Source organism: Actinacidiphila alni, from assembly GCF_900112845.1.
In the GTDB taxonomy this organism is placed as follows: Bacteria; Actinomycetota; Actinomycetes; order Streptomycetales; family Streptomycetaceae; genus Actinacidiphila; species Actinacidiphila alni.
The window spans coordinates 615,420-632,637 of the sequence record NZ_FONG01000001.1 but is presented as its reverse complement, the minus strand read 5'-3'; the positions used below and the strand labels follow the sequence as shown (position 1 = coordinate 632,637).

The 17,218-nt window shown below is 73.3% G+C and carries 13 protein-coding genes and 1 pseudogene; 1 reads left to right on the top strand and 13 read right to left on the bottom strand.

All coding sequences use genetic code 11. The features are described from left to right. Positions 1-49 precede the first annotated feature (49 nt). The 5 genes and pseudogenes from BM076_RS02565 to BM076_RS02545 all read right to left on the bottom strand — a co-directional run bounded on the left by BM076_RS02565 (position 50) and on the right by BM076_RS02545 (position 4,536). A complete protein-coding gene (locus tag BM076_RS02565) occupies positions 50-973 on the bottom strand; it encodes a carbohydrate kinase family protein (protein WP_245795678.1) in 924 nt (307 codons plus the stop codon). A gap of 92 nt (positions 974-1,065) precedes the next feature. After that, a complete protein-coding gene (locus BM076_RS02560) occupies positions 1,066-1,620 on the bottom strand; it encodes a hypothetical protein (protein WP_093711628.1) in 555 nt (184 codons plus the stop codon). A 32-nt stretch (positions 1,621-1,652) separates the two neighbouring features. Continuing rightward, the gene (locus BM076_RS02555; RefSeq protein ID WP_093711627.1) at positions 1,653-2,738 is read right to left on the bottom strand and encodes a hypothetical protein; all 1,086 of its coding nucleotides are present in this window, start codon (positions 2,736-2,738) and stop codon (positions 1,653-1,655) included. 325 nt (positions 2,739-3,063) lie between these two features. Continuing rightward, positions 3,064-3,630, bottom strand: a pseudogene (locus BM076_RS02550) (RNA polymerase sigma factor); the annotation flags it as partial. A gap of 381 nt (positions 3,631-4,011) precedes the next feature. Further along, the gene (locus BM076_RS02545) at positions 4,012-4,536 is read right to left on the bottom strand and encodes a MarR family winged helix-turn-helix transcriptional regulator (protein WP_093711626.1); all 525 of its coding nucleotides are present in this window, start codon (positions 4,534-4,536) and stop codon (positions 4,012-4,014) included. A 229-nt stretch (positions 4,537-4,765) separates the two neighbouring features. Here BM076_RS02545 and BM076_RS02540 point away from each other — a divergent pair, with 229 nt between their 5' ends. Then, positions 4,766-5,335 (top strand): YceI family protein, encoded by a 570-nt coding sequence (locus BM076_RS02540; protein WP_093711625.1) that lies wholly within the window; start codon positions 4,766-4,768, stop codon positions 5,333-5,335. Positions 5,336-5,431: 96 nt separating this feature from the next. Here BM076_RS02540 and BM076_RS02535 read toward each other — a convergent pair whose 3' ends face one another. The 8 genes from BM076_RS02535 to BM076_RS02500 all read right to left on the bottom strand — a co-directional run bounded on the left by BM076_RS02535 (position 5,432) and on the right by BM076_RS02500 (position 17,217). Further along, positions 5,432-6,637: a glycoside hydrolase family 6 protein gene (locus BM076_RS02535; RefSeq protein ID WP_093711624.1), complete on the bottom strand. Its 1,206-nt coding sequence runs from the start codon at positions 6,635-6,637 to the stop codon at positions 5,432-5,434. 203 nt (positions 6,638-6,840) lie between these two features. Then, positions 6,841-7,734: a carbohydrate ABC transporter permease gene (locus BM076_RS02530; RefSeq protein ID WP_093711623.1), complete on the bottom strand. Its 894-nt coding sequence runs from the start codon at positions 7,732-7,734 to the stop codon at positions 6,841-6,843. After that, positions 7,731-8,627 (bottom strand): carbohydrate ABC transporter permease, encoded by an 897-nt coding sequence (locus tag BM076_RS02525; protein ID WP_093711622.1) that lies wholly within the window; start codon positions 8,625-8,627, stop codon positions 7,731-7,733. Before BM076_RS02525 ends, BM076_RS02530 begins: the two co-directional genes overlap by 4 nt. Then, positions 8,627-9,961 (bottom strand): ABC transporter substrate-binding protein, encoded by a 1,335-nt coding sequence (locus BM076_RS02520; RefSeq protein ID WP_093711621.1) that lies wholly within the window; start codon positions 9,959-9,961, stop codon positions 8,627-8,629. Before BM076_RS02520 ends, BM076_RS02525 begins: the two co-directional genes overlap by 1 nt. 5 nt (positions 9,962-9,966) lie before the next feature. Continuing rightward, a complete protein-coding gene (locus BM076_RS02515; RefSeq protein ID WP_093711620.1) occupies positions 9,967-11,403 on the bottom strand; it encodes an aldehyde dehydrogenase family protein in 1,437 nt (478 codons plus the stop codon). 163 nt (positions 11,404-11,566) lie between these two features. Further along, complete coding sequence (locus BM076_RS02510) at positions 11,567-12,760, bottom strand: ROK family transcriptional regulator (protein WP_093711619.1); 1,194 nt, start codon at positions 12,758-12,760, stop codon at positions 11,567-11,569. A 241-nt stretch (positions 12,761-13,001) separates the two neighbouring features. After that, positions 13,002-14,282, bottom strand: coding sequence for an alpha-L-fucosidase (locus tag BM076_RS02505; protein WP_093711618.1), 1,281 nt, complete (start codon positions 14,280-14,282; stop codon positions 13,002-13,004). A 226-nt stretch (positions 14,283-14,508) separates the two neighbouring features. Continuing rightward, positions 14,509-17,217 (bottom strand): glycoside hydrolase family 3 C-terminal domain-containing protein, encoded by a 2,709-nt coding sequence (locus BM076_RS02500; RefSeq protein WP_093711617.1) that lies wholly within the window; start codon positions 17,215-17,217, stop codon positions 14,509-14,511. Position 17,218 lies beyond the last annotated feature (1 nt).

Sequence of the window (17,218 nt, the reverse complement as noted above, 5' to 3'; positions counted from 1 at the left end):
CGGCCCGACGTGCACCGCTTCCTGACGGTGCGTCGGAAATGACGCGCCGTCAGGTGGCGGCGGGGGCCTCGTCGGTGGCGGCCGTACGCGCCCGGGCCACGGCGGCCGCGAGGTCGGCGGCGCCGATGATCTCCTCGTGCGTGCCGTGGCTGCCGCAGGCGTAGGCGCCGGAGACGGAACCGGCGAGCACGCACTCCTCGAGGCCGCGTCCGGCGAAGCGGGCCTGGAGGAAGGCGGTGAGGAAGGCGTCGCCCGCGCCATTGCTGTCCACGACCGGGCGTTCCGGTACGACGGCGGGGAAGTGCCGGGGCGCCTCGTCACCGCGGCGCAGCACATGGCAGCCCGCGGCGCCGTCCGTCGCGACGACCAGCGACGCCCTGCCGTGCGCGGCGATCCGCCGCATGACGTGGCCGATCCGGTCGCCGGCCGCGGCGGCGCTGAGGAAGACCAGATCCGCGCCGTACGCCCACGGGTGTGCCGACGGGTCCTCGCCGTCCCAGGCGTGCAGGTCCGTGGAGACGGTACGGCCGAGCCGGGTGGCCTCGGCGAAGACCTCGCGGGCGTGGCCGGAGCGGGAGATGTGCACATGCCGGGCGCGGGCCAGATACGGCAGGTAGAAGGCGCGGGGCAGCAGCAGATCGGCCGGGTGGCGGCCGTCGTAGAAGGAGAAGCGCCGCCCCTCGCGGTCGACGAGGTTGACGCTGCGCGGGGTCCCGGCGGGCGCGGGCAGATGGCTGAAGTCGAGCCCGGCGTCGGCGTACCGCTCCAGGATCGTCCGGCCCTGCGCGTCGTCGCCGAGGAAGTCGATGAATTTGGTCGACAGGCCGAGGGCGTGGAAGCCGAGGGCGACGCCGTTGCCGGTGTGCGCGACATAGTCGCGGATCGGCGGGACGAGGACGGAGTCGCCGCCGGGTATCGCGAGGTCGTCGACGCGCACGATGGTGTCGACGCCGGTGCCGCCGACGACCAGCACGTCGTACGCCTGCTCCCGGTCCGTCTCGTCGCCCTGTGCGGCCCCGTCGCCCGGCGCCGCTGCCGCTGGTGTGGTGGTGGTCGTGACGTCGCTCACCGGTGGTCCCCCTCCGTGCCCGTGCCGCCGCCCTCGGCGGCGGGCCTATGGTGTCCGTGGCCGGCCAGTATCACCAGCGAGAGCCGGGACAGCGCGGGCACCGGGTCGGTGCGGCCCGCCCGCTGCCAGGCGATGATCACGGTCAGTCTGATCATCTTCCGGGCGACGTACAACAGCAGTGCGGCCATGGGCAGTTCCGCGAGACCCGCGGTGAGCAGCGAACCCGTCCTGTCGCCGCTGTTCCAGTCGAGGACCACGTCGAACCACGCGTCGCAGAGCAGCAGGGTCGCGGTGACGATCGCCCAGGGGATGAAGATCTGCAGCCGCCGCCAGGCGCAGAGCGCGGTGACGCCGATCGCGAGGATCAGGGCGCCGTCGAAGCCGACCCAGGCGAACCGCCACTGGCTCACGACGCGATGGGTCGGCAGGCTCACCGACAGATAGCCGATCCAGGGGATGAGGAAGACGAAGCTTCCGGTGACGACGGCGAGGAAGAGCTGTCGCATGTGACGCACGTGCGGGTCGTGCGGCAAGGGGACATCGGTGAGCATGGCGCAACTGTGCCGGATCGGCACCCGTGGGGTCACCTCACATACGGCGCGCCGCCGTATGTCGTGGCCCCGGCCGCCTTGCCGGACGTGCGCGCCGCGATGACCGGTCTGCCGGTGCCGACGATGCTCCGATCGCCGAGGCCGCCGCCTTGGTCGTCCAGGTCGTCCAGGTCGCCCGCGTGCTGCTGGGCGGGCGCGCCGGTGGACCCGGTCGGCGACGCGGTCGGGGACGGCGACGAGGACGGCGACGACGTGGGTGTCGCGGCCGGCTCGGACGTCGCCGGGTCGGTCGGTTTCCCTGTGCCGGACGCGGGCGGCATAGAAGGCCCCGGCCCGCCGGTCTCCCCCGGCCCGTTGTCGCCGCTCCGCCCGTGCGCGAGCAGCCGCCGGCAGTACGCCGCGATCCGGTCCTTGCGGCCCGCCTCCCGCTGGAGCCGGGCGGTCAGCCACGGGTCGGCGTGTCCGCCGTGCCGGGTGGCCTCCGTATAGCCGCGGCACAGGGCGCGGACGGCGGCCCGCCGGCTGTGGTCCGGTGCCTGGGGCGGGCCGAAGCGGTGCGGTCCGCGCGTGTCGCCGTGCCGGTGCCCGTGGCCGTCGTCCGCGGGATCGGGCACGTCGTCGCGCGGCGCGTCGCCCTCGGGAGCGGGCGGCGCGGTGGTCGCCGGCACGGAGGTGGGGGCGCCGGTCCCCTCGTCCGCCCCCGCGGTACCGCCCGCGGTGAGCGGCCCGGCGTGGAACGCGCCGCCGCGGAAGGGTCCCGGCAGCACACCGGTGCCGGCCGCCACGGCGACGCCGCCGACGGCGAAGACCGCCGCCAGTCCCCCGGCCAGCACCTTCGCCGACCGTCCTGACAGGACGAGCCGCCGCCCCTGCCTGGCGCCTCCGGTACGGCGCGCCGCCCGGAATGCCACGACGGCGGCCTGCTCGCGGTCGGCGTCCAGCTCGGCGCCCTTGGCCGCCGTGGAGAGCAGCCGGAGCAGCGCGAAGAACCGGGCGTCGGCGATCTCGCCCAGCACCCCGGGGTCATCGGCGGGGCGATCGGCCGCGGCGGTGGCACGCAGCAGCCGTTCCGCGGTCGCCGGGTCCGGCCAGCCGCCGTCTTCCCGTGCGTCGTCCATCTCAGCTCTCCCCGGCATCGTCACTCGCCACCGTCCCGGCGCCGCCGCGCCCCAGTCCCCCGTCGCCCCGCGCATCCGTATCCGTGTCGCCGTCCGCGTCCTTGCTCGCGTCCACCTCCGTGTCCGCGCCCGTCTCCCTGTCCGCGTCCGCGCTCGGGTCCGCCGCCCCGTCGTCGTCGCCCCGCGGCTCCGCGCCCGACGCCACGTCGTCCCGCCGTAAACCGCCGCCTTGTCGTACGGCGCCCGGCCGTGCCGCGTCGCCCCGTACGTCCTCGGCCGGAACCGCCGACGGGTCCGCGTCGCGGGTCATGTCCCTTGCCGTGCCGCCGAGTTGCTGCGCGAGGCGGCGCAGGCCGCGGTAGGCGGCGGTGCGGACGGCGCCCGGGCGTTTGCCGAGGACGTCGGCCGCCGCGGGACCGCTCAGCCCGATCACCACGCGGAGCAGGACGGCCTCCGCCTGGTCGCGCGGGAGTTCGGCGATCATCGCGAGGGCGCGGGCCGTGGAGAGATTCTCCAGCGCCGTGCCCGCGGAGTCGGGGACGGCGACGGGTTCGACCGCCGCCGGGTCGAGCACGGTGGTGCGCGGCCGGGACTTCACCCGCCTGATGTGGTCCAGGGCCCGGTGCCGGGCGATGGTGGCGGCCCAGCCGCGGAAGGCGGCGCCGTCGCCGCGGAAGGCGTGCAGGTCGCGAACGATGTCGTGCCAGGTGTCCGAGGCGATGTCGTCGGCGTCGTCGCCGACCAGACCGCGCAGGAAGCCGAGCAGCATCGGCTGCACCTCGCGGTAGACCACGGTGAAGGCGGCCTCGTCCCCGGCCCTGGCGCGGGTCACCGCGCGGCCGAGATCCCCGCCGTCCGTCCGCCCGCGCCGCCGCGCACCGGCCCTGACCACCGCGTCCTCTTCGTACGTCGCGGCACCGCGCATCGTGCCCATGCCCCCGGGGCGGCCGGTTCCGTTCGACGGCCGTCCCGTCTCGTACAGCGTCGCGGCTGCGGCAGGTGTCACCGCGCGTGCCGTCCGGGTACGGCGCGACGGCCGTGACCGTGTCCGAGCGCGTGCCCGGGCACGGACGCGAGTGCGTACCCGAGCGCGTACCCGGGCCCGAACGCGCGCCCGTGGGCGTACGTCGCCGGTACGACTGCCGCGCCTCGCATGCCGCCTCCGCTCGGTGAGCCGACCGCGTCGGGACGAGCGGTGCGCGGCTCTACTCCCCACAGCGCTCACGGCGGCGAAAGCGTCACTCCCGTCCCACGTGCAACGACCCGCGAGCGGTCAGCCGCAGGCATCGGGTTCGGGGTCGAGGGAGCCGACGGCGGCGGCGAGGGAGGCGAAGACGTCCTCACCGAGTGGCTCGACGACCCGGCTCCGTACGGCCCCGGCCAGCGAGCGGGAGGCGGCCAGGACGCTCCGGGCGCCGCCGGGCGTGAGGGCGGTGAAGATCACCCGGCGGTCGGCCGCGGAGGGCCGGCGCTCGACCAGGCCCGCCTCCGCCAGCCGGTCGACGACCTTGGTGGTGCCCGCGGTGGAGAAGCCGAGGGCCTGCGAGAGCTGGTTCATCGGCGCGGCCTGGCCGGGCGCGGTCATCAGGAAGAGCAGGGCCTGGAAGGACGAGGGGGCGAGGCCCGCCTGCTGCTCGACATCGGCGAGCAGGCCGTCGTTGAGCCGCCGCACACCAGTGTGCAGGGCGTGCCATTGGTGGAGCAGGGCCAGCTCACGCGCGTTCGGACACGCCTCGTCCGCCGCCGTCGCGCCGTCGTGCGCGGCGCGTCCGTCCCCGTCCCCCGCTGCCTCCGCCATGCCCCGCGCTCCCGTGGTCCGTGGTGCCGCCGGCGCTGTCGTCCTCGGCGCCCGATCGGCGTTGTCCCTGGTGAGGCCGTCGGACCATGGGGCCCGGCGGCCGGATTCCAGGGTACCTTCACCGTTATTATCTCGCTGGCGAGCTAATATCTGGTAGCCTTTTGAAGGCTCAATCACATCGGCGGCGCAGTCACCCGTTCCCCCCGCCGGTCCCAGGAAAGGAACCACCGTGCCGAACACCACCGACACCTCGGGCGCCTCGGGCGCACCGGACTCCGCCCGCCCCACCGCCGTCGTCGGCGCCGGGCGCTGGACACTGGACCCGGCCGCGTCGGCGGTGCGCTTCCGCAGCAAGACCTTCTGGGGGCTGGCGACCGTCTCGGGGGTGTTCACCGGGATATCCGGCGCGGGCGAGGTGCTGCCCGACGGGACCGGGCGCGGGACGCTGACGATCGAGGCGGCCACCCTCGACACCAAGAACGCCAAGCGCGACACCCACCTGCGCTCGGCCGATTTCTTCGCCGCCGACGCGCACCCGTCCTTCGCCTTCACCGCCACGAGCGTGACGCCCGGCGAGGGTGACGCCGTGACCGTGACCGGCGAACTCACCGTCCGCGAGAAGACCTTGGCCCTCGCCTTCCCCGCCCGCGTCCTGTCGGCCGCCGCCGACGCCGTCACGCTGGAGGCCGAAGTCTCCGTGGACCGCGCCGAATTCGGCATGACGTGGAATCAGCTCGGCATGCTCAGGGGTCCGGCCACGATCAATGTGACGGCCCGCTTCACCCGCGACGACGCCTGACGACGTCCGGCCGCACGCGGGGTGCGGCGCACGGCCGCTCTCCCCGCCCTGCCGCGAGCGGGGAGAGCGCGGTGGCGGGGAGAGCGGCCGGCGGTCTCAGTGCGGCAGCAGCGGCGGGTTGGCGTCGTGCACGAGCTCCAGGGCCTGCTGCGTGAACCACGCGCCCGCCGCCGGATCCGGGTAGCCGCGCTCCGGATCGTTCGGGCCCGCGGTGCCGCGGGTGCACTGGCCGTCGGACTCGCCCGGGATCTTCACCCAGAGCTTCGCGTCGAGCAGCGGATCACCGGTGTTCAGGGTCGGCCGGGCACCAAGACCCCGTCCGGGCGGGTTGCACCAGTCCTGCGCGTCGCTGTAGACACCGGCCGGCGGTGTCCACGGGCCCTGGCCGTTGCGGCTGGTGTCGGTGACGAAGTGCTTCATCGCGGACGGCGCGGTGTGCACATGCGCGTCGAGCCAGCCCTGGGCGTCGTTGACCGGCCAGAACTGATTGGGGCAGTCGGCCGCCGCGCCGCCCGTCGCCGTGTAGGCCAGGCAGGACGAGATGAGCTTGCCGTACCAGGCCAGTTCGCTGTCCGAGCGGTAGTTGGAGATATTGAGGAAGAAGCCGCTGGCGTCCGCGATACCCGCCTCGGCGAGCCTGGGCACGATGTCGTTGACGCTGTGCCAGCCGCTGTGGCCGGCGTCCAGATAGACCTTGGTGCCCGCGAGCGGCTCCAACGCCTCGACGGCGTAGTGGATTTCGGTGTAGCGCGCGGCGGTCAGGCTGCCCTGGGCGTCGTCGGCGCCGCAGTCCGCGGGGAGCAGCGCCAGCGAGTCCGGTTCCAGGATCACGGTGGCGGGCCGGTCGCCGATGCCGCGCCGTACGGCGTCGATCCACGCCTCGTACTCCGCGGTGTTCGCGGCGCCGCCCGCCGAGTACTGGGCGCAGTCGCGGCCGGGGATGTTGTAGAGCGCGAGCACCGGCAGGGCGTGCTTGCGGGCCGCGTCGGTGACAGTGGCGCGGACCGAGGACTCCACCTGCGCGGGCGTCCCGTCGCCGTACCAGACGGCCTGCGGGGTCAGCGTCATCGCCAGCACCCCGGCGGCGTCCCTGAGCTTCCCGTGCCGCAGCAGATCCACGATCTGCCGGTTGGCGTCCGCGTTGGCGGGCGGCGTGTAGAGCGCGGCGGGCGGCCGTCGCTCACCGCCCGGCCGGTGGGCGGTCGTCGCCTGCGCCGGGGCGACGGCGAGTGCGGCCAGCGCGGCGGTGGCCACGGCGGCGGTGAGCGTACGGGCGGTACGTGCGCTGACGCGTGCGGGCATGCGGGGGGACTCCTCGTTCGGACGCTGCGACGGTACGGACACGGCTCGGGAGCGCGCGTGCGAGCACGGGTATGGGAGCGCTCCCACGACCAATCAGAAGAATTAACTCCTCATGGCGCGGCGGCGTCAATCCCTTGTGCGGGCTTCAAGTAATGAAGCCCGCACAAGGGTTGGACCCCCGGCACAGGCGCGAGCCGCGGGCCCTACTTGAGCGCTCCCGTCACCAGGTCGATCCGCCAGAATCGCTGGAGCGACAGGAAGAGCGCGATCACGGGGACGACCGACAGCAGGGTGCCGGTCACCACCAGCGAGTACAGCGACGCCTCGTCGGCGCCGTGCCGCAGCAGGCTGTACAGGCCCACGGTGAGCGGGAATTTGTCGTCGCTGGTGAGCATCACGTACGGCAGCAGGAAGTTGTTCCAGATCGCGATGAACTGGAGCAGGAAGACGGTGACGAGCCCCGGGCCCATCAGCCGGAGCCCCACCGAGAAGAACAGCCGCGCCTCGCCCGCGCCGTCGATCCGTCCCGCTTCCAACAGCGAGTCCGGCACGGCGGAGGCCGCGTAGATCCGGCAGAGGTAGATGCCGTACGGATTGAACAACTGCGGGAGCAGCACGCCGATCAGACTGTCCGTCATGCCGACCTTGGACAGCAGCAGATACTGCGGCACCGCCAGCACGATCTGCGGCAGCAGCACGCCCGCGAGGATGGTGTTGAACAGGGCGGTACGGCCGCGGAAGGCGTATTTGGCGAGCGCGTACCCGGTGGCGGCGGAGACGAAGGAGGCCAGCAGGCCGCCGACCGCCGCGTAGAAGAAGCTGTTGAGCATCCAGCGCCAGAAGATGCCGTCCTGATAGTCCGTCAGGTCCTTGATGTTGTGCCAGATCCCGAGGTCGAGCGAGGGGACGTAGGTGGCGGTGGAGAACAGTTTCGTACGCGATTTGGTGGCCGCGATCAGGATCCACAGCGTCGGCACGACGCAGTAGAGCGCGCCGAGCACCAGCGCGGTGGTAGGGAGGAGCGCGACCTTTCGGCGCGGCTTCGGGGCGCCGCCCGCGGGGTCCAGCTGCGGCGCCCGCGCGGGCGCGGCGGTCACTTGGCCTCCTGCTGGACCCGGGACTGGATGACGCGGGCGGTCACGAAGGAGACGGCGAGCGCCGCGACGGTCAGCACCACGGACGTGGCCGCCGCCGTGTGGATGTCGGAGTTGCCGAAGGCGTCGTCGTAGATCTTCATCAGCGGCACCCAGGTCGACGTGACGGCGTTGGACAGCGGCTTGAGGGTGTTGGGCTCGTTGAACACCTGGAGCGCGGCGAGCACCGTGAACAGGCAGCACATCACCACGGCCGGCATCACCAGCGGCACCTTGATCCGCAGCACGATCTGCCACTCGGTGGCGCCGTCCAGCCGCGCCGACTCGTAGAGTTCGGCGGGCAGGGCGCGCAGTGCCGTGTAGATCACGATCATGTTGAAGCCGACGGCGCCCCACACGGCCACATTGGCGACCGAGAAGAACACCGCGGTGCTCCCGAAGAAGTCCACCCGGTCGCCGCCGATCGGGCTGGTCGCGGGCAGGTAGAGGAAGCCCCACATCAGCGAGGCGATCACGCCGGGCACCGCGTACGGCAGGAAGATCGTCAGCCGGGTGACCCGCTTGAGCCGGGTCCTTTCCATGTCAAGCAGCACCGCGAACAGCAGCGCGAAGAACACGGTGCCCGGCACGGTGATCGCACCCAGCACCAGCATCCGCCCGACCCCCGACCACAGGTCGGAATCGCCCAGCACATCACGGTAGTTGGCCAGTCCGGCCCATACGGTGTGGGTGCCGCCGCCGAGCAGGCCGCCGTTGACCTTGCGGCGCTGGAAGCTCAGCAGCAGCGCGTACACCCCGGGCGCCACCACGAAGGCGGCGAAGAGCAGGACGGCGGGCAGGACCAGCAGGTACGGGAACCCGCCGGTCCCGCGCGCGGCAGTTCTCCGGCGTGCCATCAGCCGACCGTGAATCCGAGCTTCTTCATGTCCGCGACGGTGGCGTTCTGCATCGCGGACAGCGCCCCGGTGAACGAACTGCCGTTCTGCAGCGCCTTGCCGAAGTTGTCGGTGTAGCCGGTGAAGGTCACCGTGACGTTCGGGCCCCACATCTGGAAGCTGCGGGCGCTCGGCGCGACCTTCTTCACCTGCGCGTAGAAGTCCGGCTGGTTGGGGAAGAAGGCGGGCGCGGCCTGGAGCACGGGCAGCGAACGGCCCGCGGTGGCCGCCGGGTAGACATTGATCTGCTTGACCTGTTCGGTGACCGCCGCGTCGTCCGTGTTGAGCCAGGACGCGAATTCCGCGGCCTCCGCCGGGTGCTCGGAGTCGCTGGTGACGGTCGTCGCGGAGCCGCCCCAGATGCCCGTGGTGGCGTCGCCCGCGGTCCACGCCGGCAGCGGGGCGACCGCCCACTTGCCCTTGGTGGCGGGCGCGATGCCGCCGATCTGCGCGGGCGCCCAGGCGCCGGAGATCCAGGTGAGCAGCGTGCCGTCGTTCATCTGCTTGTTCCACTGCGGGCTGAAGGACGGATTCTTGGCGATGGTGCCGTCGTCCACCAGGCCCTGCCAGTAGTTCGCCACCTTCGCGGTCGCGGCGCCGGCGATGTCGACCTTCCACGTCGTGCCGCTGGTGGTCCACCAGTCGGCGCCGGCCTGCTGGGCGAGCCCGGTGAACCAGCCGGGGTCGGCCGCGTCGAAGTTGGTCAGATAGGACTTGGGCGCCTTGCTCCGCAGCGTCTTCGCCTCCGCCGCGTACTGCTCCCAGGTCGTCGGCACGGCCAGCCCGTACTTCTTGAACAGGTCCGCCCGGTAGAACAGCATCAGCGGCGCGACGTCCTGCGGGATGCCGTACACCTTGCCCTCGAACACCGTGCTCTTCAGGGTGGGTTGGTCGAATTTGCCGACGGTGTCCTTGGTGTACTCGGTGATGTCCCGCACCACGCCCTTGGAGACCAGCGCGGGCAGCGACTGGTACTCGACCTTGGCGATGTCCGGGCCGTTCTTCGCCTCGTGCGCCGTGATCATCTTGGCCACCAACTGGTCGCCGCCCGCCGGGTTCGACAGCTTCACATGGATCCCGGGGTGCGCCGCGTTCCACTTGGCGACCACCTTGTCCATGTTGGGGTCCCAGTCCCAGAAGCTCAGTTCGACGGTCTTGCCCTTGTCCTTGGCCGCGGGTGTCCCCGTCCCGTCGTCGGACTTCTTGTCCGAGCCGCCGCCGCACGCCGCCGTCGTCACCAGCAGTCCGGCCGCCAGCAGGACGGCGGCAGCACGTCTTTCCTCGATGATGCCCATGGTTGTCAGCTCTCTCGTGTCGCGGGCGCGGTGGCCCAGTCGGGAAGGTGCAACGGGGTCCGCTGGAGGCCGATCCACTGCCGCCGCGTGAAGCCGGGCATCTGGTTCTCCGCGCCGTGCCGGGCGTGCGCGTCGTTGACGTGCACCTCGCCCGCCTGCAGCCGCTCGGCGACCGACAGGCCGCGGATCAGATCCCGGGTGAAGACCGAATTCATCAGCATGGGAAGGCCGTTGGTGAGCGCGACGGCCTCCTCCTGGGTGTCCACCACCGTCACCGGCAGCACCGGCCCGAAGACTTCCTCGCGGAAGGCGGGCATCGCCGGTGTGACGTCGGCCAGCACGGTCGGCCGGTAGAACAGCCCCTCGTACGTCCCGCCGGTCACCAGCCGCGCGCCCATGGCCAGTGACGGCTCCACGATCGTGCGGTGCAGCCGGTCCCTTTGCGCCGGGCTGATCAGCGGGCCCAGCGCGTTGCCGGGGTCGAACGGGTCGCCGACCTTCAGTGCAGCAGCCCGCCGGGTGATCGCCTCGGTGTACGCGTCGGCTACCGACCGCTGCACGATGTGCCGCGAGGCGCTGATGCATGTCTGCCCCTGGAATTCCAGGGACGCGACCATCGCGCAGTCGGCGGCCAGCTCCACGTCGGCGTCGTCGAGCACCACGAAGGCATTGCTGCCGCCCAATTCCAGGCGGATGTCGCGCAGTTCACCGGCCGCGGCCCGGCTGATCGCCAGGCCGACCTCGCGCGAACCGGTGAAGTCCAGCATGTCCACGCCCTGGTGGCGCGCCAGCGCCCAGCCGGCGTCCGGGCCGTCGCCGGTCACCACATTGAGCACGCCCGGCGGCAGTCCCGCGTGCGCCGCCGCCTCCGCGAGCACCTGTCCGCCGATCACCGGGGTCAGCTCCGCGGGCTTGAGCACCACGGTGTTGCCGAAGGCCAGGCCCGGCGCGAGGGCCCGCATCGCCAGATTCATCGGGTAGTTCCACGGGGTGATCAGCCCCAGTACACCCAGCGGCACGGTCCGTGACAGCGACAGCTTGCCCGCCTTGTACGGCGGCAGGATGTCGCCCGCGTTCTCGCTCACCTGCACCGCCGACAGCGCCAACTGCCGGATACTGGTGCCGACTTCGTCCTCCGCCTTGGCGCGGACGCCGCCGGTCTCGCGCATGCTCTGCTCGACCAGTTCCGCGTACCGCTGCTCCAGGTATCCGCACAGCGCGCGCAGATGTCCGGCGCGCGCGGGCGCCGACAGCTCGGCCCATCCGGGCTGCGCCGCCCGCGCGGCCGCCACGGCCCGTTCCACGTCCTCGGCCGCGCCCAGCGCGTAGCTGCCGATCGGGCGGCCGGTCGCCTTCTCCTCCACCACCCCGGTCCGGCCCGAGGCCGCGGGGGTGAACTCTCCGTCGATGTACAGCCGGCCGTCGCCGGGACCCAACGCCATGCGTGCTCCCACGTGTTCCGAAGAGGGCGGTGCCGAACACCCGGCCCGTCTTTTTCTCGGACTTAAACTAAGTAGCGATCGATGGGCGGTCAATCCGTCGCGCAAGGTTTTTTCGGAACGCTTCCGGAGGACGCCGGGACCGCGGGAGGAGGGGGCGCGCCCCTCAGCCGGTCCGCTCCCCCGCCGCCAGCAGCCCGTGCACCGGCAGCGTCGCGGCGCCCAGGGCGACCGCGTCCGGGCCCAGCCGGCCCAGCTCCAGGACGGTGCCGGCCGCCAGGTAGTCCAGCGCGTGCCGGCGGACCGCGTCGCGGACCGCCGGGAGCATCGCCGGGCCCATGGCGCCGCTGACCCAGCCGGAGAGGACCACCCGGTCCGGGCTGAGCAGATTGATGAGGTTCGCGATGCCGATGCCGAGGTATTCGGCCGTCCACCGGACGGTGTCGGCGGCGGCGCCGGGGCGGGCGGCGTCGGCGACCAGGGCCGCGACCTTGGCCTCGGTGCCGCCGCCGCGCAGTTCGGGGGCGCCGGGCAGGCTGCCGTAGTGGTCGAGGATCGCCTCGGCTCCGACGTACGCCTCCAGGCAGCCGCGGGAGCCGCAGCGGCAGGGGGCGCCGCCCGCCTCGACGACGGTGTGGCCCCATTCGCTGGTGGTGCTGGCGACGCCGCCGGGCGTGCCGGTGGCGACCGCGGCGCCCACACCGACCGCCAGGAGCGCGACGATGGCGCGGTCGGCGCCGCGCCCCGCGCCCCGCCACATCTCGGCCTGGCCGAGGGTGCGGGCGCAGTTGTCCAGGTGCAGGGGGGCCGCGATGTGCGGTCGCAGCAGGGCGTCGAAGGGCACGCCGGACCAGCCGAGGGTCGGCGCGTGGACCGCGCCGTCGGGGCGGACGGCGCCGGGGACGCCGACGCCGACGCCGAGCAGGGCGGCCGGGTCGGCGCCGGCCTTGGCGGTGACCTCCTCGATGCCCGTGGTGACGAGGCCGGCGAGCACGCCGGGGTCGGGGCGGCCGGTGTCCATCGGATAGGTGGCGGTGGCGAGGGTGTCCAGGGTCCAGTCGAACAGCCCGACCTGGACATGGGTCTCGCCGATGTCGACGCCCGCCACCTGGGCGTATCCGGGCCGCACTTCGAGCAGCGTGCGCGGGCGCCCGCCGTCGGAGTCGAGCAGTCCCGCCTCGGCGACCAGGCCGTCGGCGACGAGGTCGGTGACCACGTTGCTGACGGTGGCGGAGCTGAGACCGGTGGCCCGCATGAGGTCGAAGCGGCTGGCGGGGCCGTGCAGATAGAGCCGCGTCAGTACGGACGTGCGGTTGTGCCGACGGAGATCCCTCGTCGTCCGGCCCACGTCGCGCTTCACCGGGCTCCCTTCACGCTGTCGGTCCGCACCACACCCGGGAGGTCGCAGTACAGGGCACATAGTGCCAGATCGCCCGCGCGGATTCCCTGGCCGGGGAGCGCTCTCACGTGGATTTCCCAAGGCCGCTCCCCCAGACATCCGATGCTTTCGAAGCCACCACCCGCACCTTCTGCTCCCTCCTGCGCACCCGGCACGCCTGGCCCACGCGCCGTGCCCCGAGTGCTCCGCCGCCCGCGCCCCCTCACACCCGTCCGGTCCCCCGGTAGAGGTCCAGCTCGCCGTCCAGCTCCACGGCCAGGACGGTCGCGTACGGGTCCACGTCGGCGGCGGGCGGCGCGTCGATCCAGAGCACGCCGGGGACGTCGTGCAGGCCGCCGGTGACCTCGTGGCCGAGGGCGGTGCCCGTGCCGAGGACGGTCACACGGCGCACGGCATTGCGCAGCCCGCGTACCGACACCGTCTCGCGGGGCGCGTCGAAGCAGGTCAGATAGAGCGTGCGGCGGTCGGCCGACAGGGTGCTCGGGCCGTAGTGGTGGCCGGCGGGCAGCCCGGCGACGGTGCCGTACACGGCGGCGTCGTGCCGGGCGATCCAGTCGCCGAGGCCCGTCAGGCGGGCGCTCTGCTCGGCGGTGATCGTGCCGTCCTCGCGGGGGCCGACGTCGAGCAGCAGATTGCCGCCCGCGCCGATGGTCTCGGTGAAGTAGCGGACGATCTGGCCGACCGACTTGTGGTGGTCGTCGTGCCCCTGGAAGCCCCAGGAGTCGTTGACCGTCAGGCACAGCTCCCAGGGGCCCTCGGGGGCCTGGAGCGGGACGCCCTGTTCGGGTGTGGCGTAGTCGCCGCGGCTGAACATCCGGGCGTTGAAGACGGTTTCGGGGTGGACGGCGAGGACGGCGTCGGCCAGGGCGTCGATCCCCCACTGCTCTTCGGAGCGCTCCCACTCGCCGTCGAACCACAGCAGGTCGGGCCGGTAGCGGTGGGCCAGTTCCAGCACCTGGGCGTCCCGGTAGCCGAGGTAGCGGTGCCAGGCGGCCGGGTCCTGCGCGCCGGGCGCGGGAGCGCTGAGCGGATTGTCGTTGACGGCGACCTGCTGCGGGTCGGGGTGCGGGTGCCGGACGGACGGGTAGTCGGGGTGCGACCAGTCCGAATGGGAGTAGTACAGGCCGACCTTGAGGCCCTCGGCGCGCAGCGCGTCGGCGTAGCCGCCGATCAGGTCGCGGCGGGCGGGGGTGTCGCGGGCGACGGACAGGCCGTCCTCGCGGGCGGTGTCCCACAGTGCCACGCCGTCGTGGTGACGGGCCGTCAGCACCGCGTAGCGGGCGCCCGCGCGGGCGAACAGCCGTGCCCAGTCGGCCGGTTCGTACGCGGCGGCGGTGAAGCCGGCCAGCTGCTTCATGTACTGCTCCCGGGAAACCTGCCCGGTGTAGAAGGACCACGACTCGGGGACGCCGTCGACGGCGTAGATCCCGTAGTGGACGAAGATGCCGAGTTTGGCGTCGGCGAACCAGGGCTGCATGGGCATGGGCGTGTCCTCGCGAGACAAGACATCGGATGTGTTGCCGGATCGCGTTGACCTTACGTTTCGCCGGTCCGGGTGATCAATCCCCGATGTGCCGGGGCCGGGACACCGGTTTCCGGGCCGTCACCGTTTCCCGTCCGCCGGGTCTCGGGCCCCGATCTCCGGGCTCCGCCCGGGGGACGCCCCCGACTGTCAGGTGAGGGGGGCGCCCCGGTCTCGGTCCGTCCGGTCAGGACGCGGACGGTGCGGAGAGCGGCAGCCGGTCGGCCGAGGGGCCGGCGTACAGCGTGTACGGGGCCGGGCGGCGCAGCCAGCGTCCCTCCGCGGTGGACCACCGCTGGAAGGACCGCGCCGTTACGCGCACTTCCGCCACGACATCCTGGCCGGGCTCGGCCCGGACCGCGGCAAATCCGGCCAATCGCGGTCCACCGTTGTCATGGTCCCCGTCCGGCCCGGTACCGAGGTAGACCTGCACCACCTCGCGTCCGGCGCGGCTGCCGGTATTGCGTACCGCGACCCGTACCGTCACCTCGGCGAGCCCGTCCTCACCTGCGGATTCGACGGTACGGGCGAGGTCGTCCGGCAGCTCGATCCACCGGTAGTCCCAGGTGGTGTAGCCGAGCCCGTGGCCGAACCAGTACGCCGGTTCCGCGCCCGCCCCGCGCCACGCACGATGGCCGATATACGGCCCCTCCCCGTAGGGCAGCACCCCGTCCTCGGGTGTGGTGGACGGCAGCGGGGCGCCCTCGGCGCGGCCGGCCCAGGTGGTGGGGAGCCGCCCGCCGGGTTCCGCGTGGCCGAGGAGGACGTCGGCGAGCCCGTGGCCGGTCTCCTGGCCGGGGAACCAGCTCAGCAGGACCGCGGGAACGCTCTCCCGCCACGGCAGTTCGACCGGCCCGCCGGAGTTGACGATCACCACGGTGCGGGGGTTCGCGGCGGCGACCGCGGCGACGAGTTCGTCCTGGCGGCCCGGCAGCGCGAGCGACGTACGGTCGAAGCCCTCGCTCTCGATCTCGTCGGTGGTGCCGACCACGACGACGGCCACGTCCGCGTCGCGGGCCAGGGCGACGGCCTCGGCGATCGACTCGTCCTCGTCGCGGCGCGGCGGGTCGGCGGCCAGCGCCACCGCGAAGCCGTCGTCGGCCTCCCAGTGCCGGGTGGCGACCAGCAGCAGCTCCCGGCCGGCGGTCACCTGCCGGGAGGCCACCCGGAAGGACGGCGTGACGTGCACATAGGTGGGGTCCCGGGATTCGGGCGCCACATAGGTGTCGATGAGGGTCTCCTCGTCGGCCCGCAGGGTGACCGCGCCCAGGCCCACGACGGCGAACCGCCACTCCCCCGTGACGTCCGGCGTGATCCGGGCGCTGACCTCCACGGCCGCGGCGGTCGCGGCCAGTTCCGGTGCGTCGCCCGACTCCAGGATCCGGCCGCTGAGCCGGTGCTCGGCGTGGATCTCGGTGCCGTCGGCGGCGAGGTAGCGGACCAGCACACCGGGTTCGCCGCTGCGCGGGTCGCGGGAGTTGCCGGGGTGCAGCGGGGTGGGCCGGGTGGTCAGCACGACGCCCTCGGCGTGCACGACCTCGGCCGTACCGGCGAGCGCGTCCCTGATGCCGTCGAGCGGCGAGACGACCTCGACCGGGAAGACGGCCGCGCTGCCGCCGCCCTGGACGCGGGCCGCGGCGGCGTTCGGCCCGAGGACGGCGATCCGCGGCGTACGTACGGTCCCTGCGTCGCCGGCTTCGGCATCAGCACCGGTACCGGCGGCCGGCGCGGTGGCGGTCCCGGCGGCGGGCCCCTCGATACCCGCCGCCGGGCCGAGCGGCAGCAGCCCGCCCTCGTTGCGCAGCAGGACGGTCGCGGCGCCGACCGCCCGCCGCAGCAGGGCGCGGGCCGCGCCGGGTTCGGGCGGGGCCGCGGGCCCGGGCACCGCGCCCGGGAAGCCCTCCAGCGCGCCGACCCGCGCGGCGAGCCGCAGGATGCGCCGGACCTTGTCGTCGAGCGCCGCCTCCGGCACCCGGCCCTCGCGCACCGCGGCCTCCAGCGGCTCGCCCCACAGGGGGTTCGGCCCCGGCATGGACAGGTCCTGCGCGGCGAGCGCCGCGGCCTCGGTCGAGCGAACCGCGCCCCAGTCGGAGACCACGACACCGTCGAAGCCCCAACTGCCCTTCAGCGGCTCGGCCAGCAGCGGACTCTCCGACATGGTCACGCCGTTGACCCCGTTGTAGGCGGACATCACCACCCACACACCCGCGCGCACCGCCGTCTCGAAGGGCGCCATGTACAGCTCGCGCAGGGTGCGTTCGTCGACCCGGGCGTCGAGCGTGAGGCGCTCCGTCTCGGAGTCGTTGGCGACGTAGTGCTTGGCGGTGGCGGCCACCCCGCCCGCCTGGACACCGCCGATGTACGCGGCCGCGATCCTGCCGGTCAGCAGCGGGTCCTCGGAGTAGCACTCGAAGTGCCGCCCAGCGGCCGGGGTCCGGTGCAGATTGAGGGTGGGCGCGAGCAGGATGTCGATGTGCTTGCGGCGCGCCTCGGCGGCGAGCAGGCCGCCGAGTTCGCCGACGAGATCCTCGTCCCAGCTCGCCGCGAGCGCCGTGGGCGAGGGCAGTACGAGGGCGGTGTCGCGTTCGTCCCAGCGCTCGCCGCGCACCCCCGCGGGCCCGTCGGAGACGCCCATCGCCCGCAGTCCCACGGCCGGTTCGCCCTGCGTCCTGAACGAACTCGCGCCGGACAGCAGCCGGACCTTGGCCGACAGGTCGAGCTTGGCGACGAGCGCGTCCAACTCGGCGTCCGAGGGGCCGGATCCGGCGTCCGAGGGACCGGACCCGGCGTCCGACGGGCCGGGTTCCGGTCCGGCCGGCGGCCGGGGTGCGGCCCCGGTGCCCCGGCCGGGAGCCGGTGCGGGAGCGGGAGCGGAAACGGGCTCGGGAGTGATCATG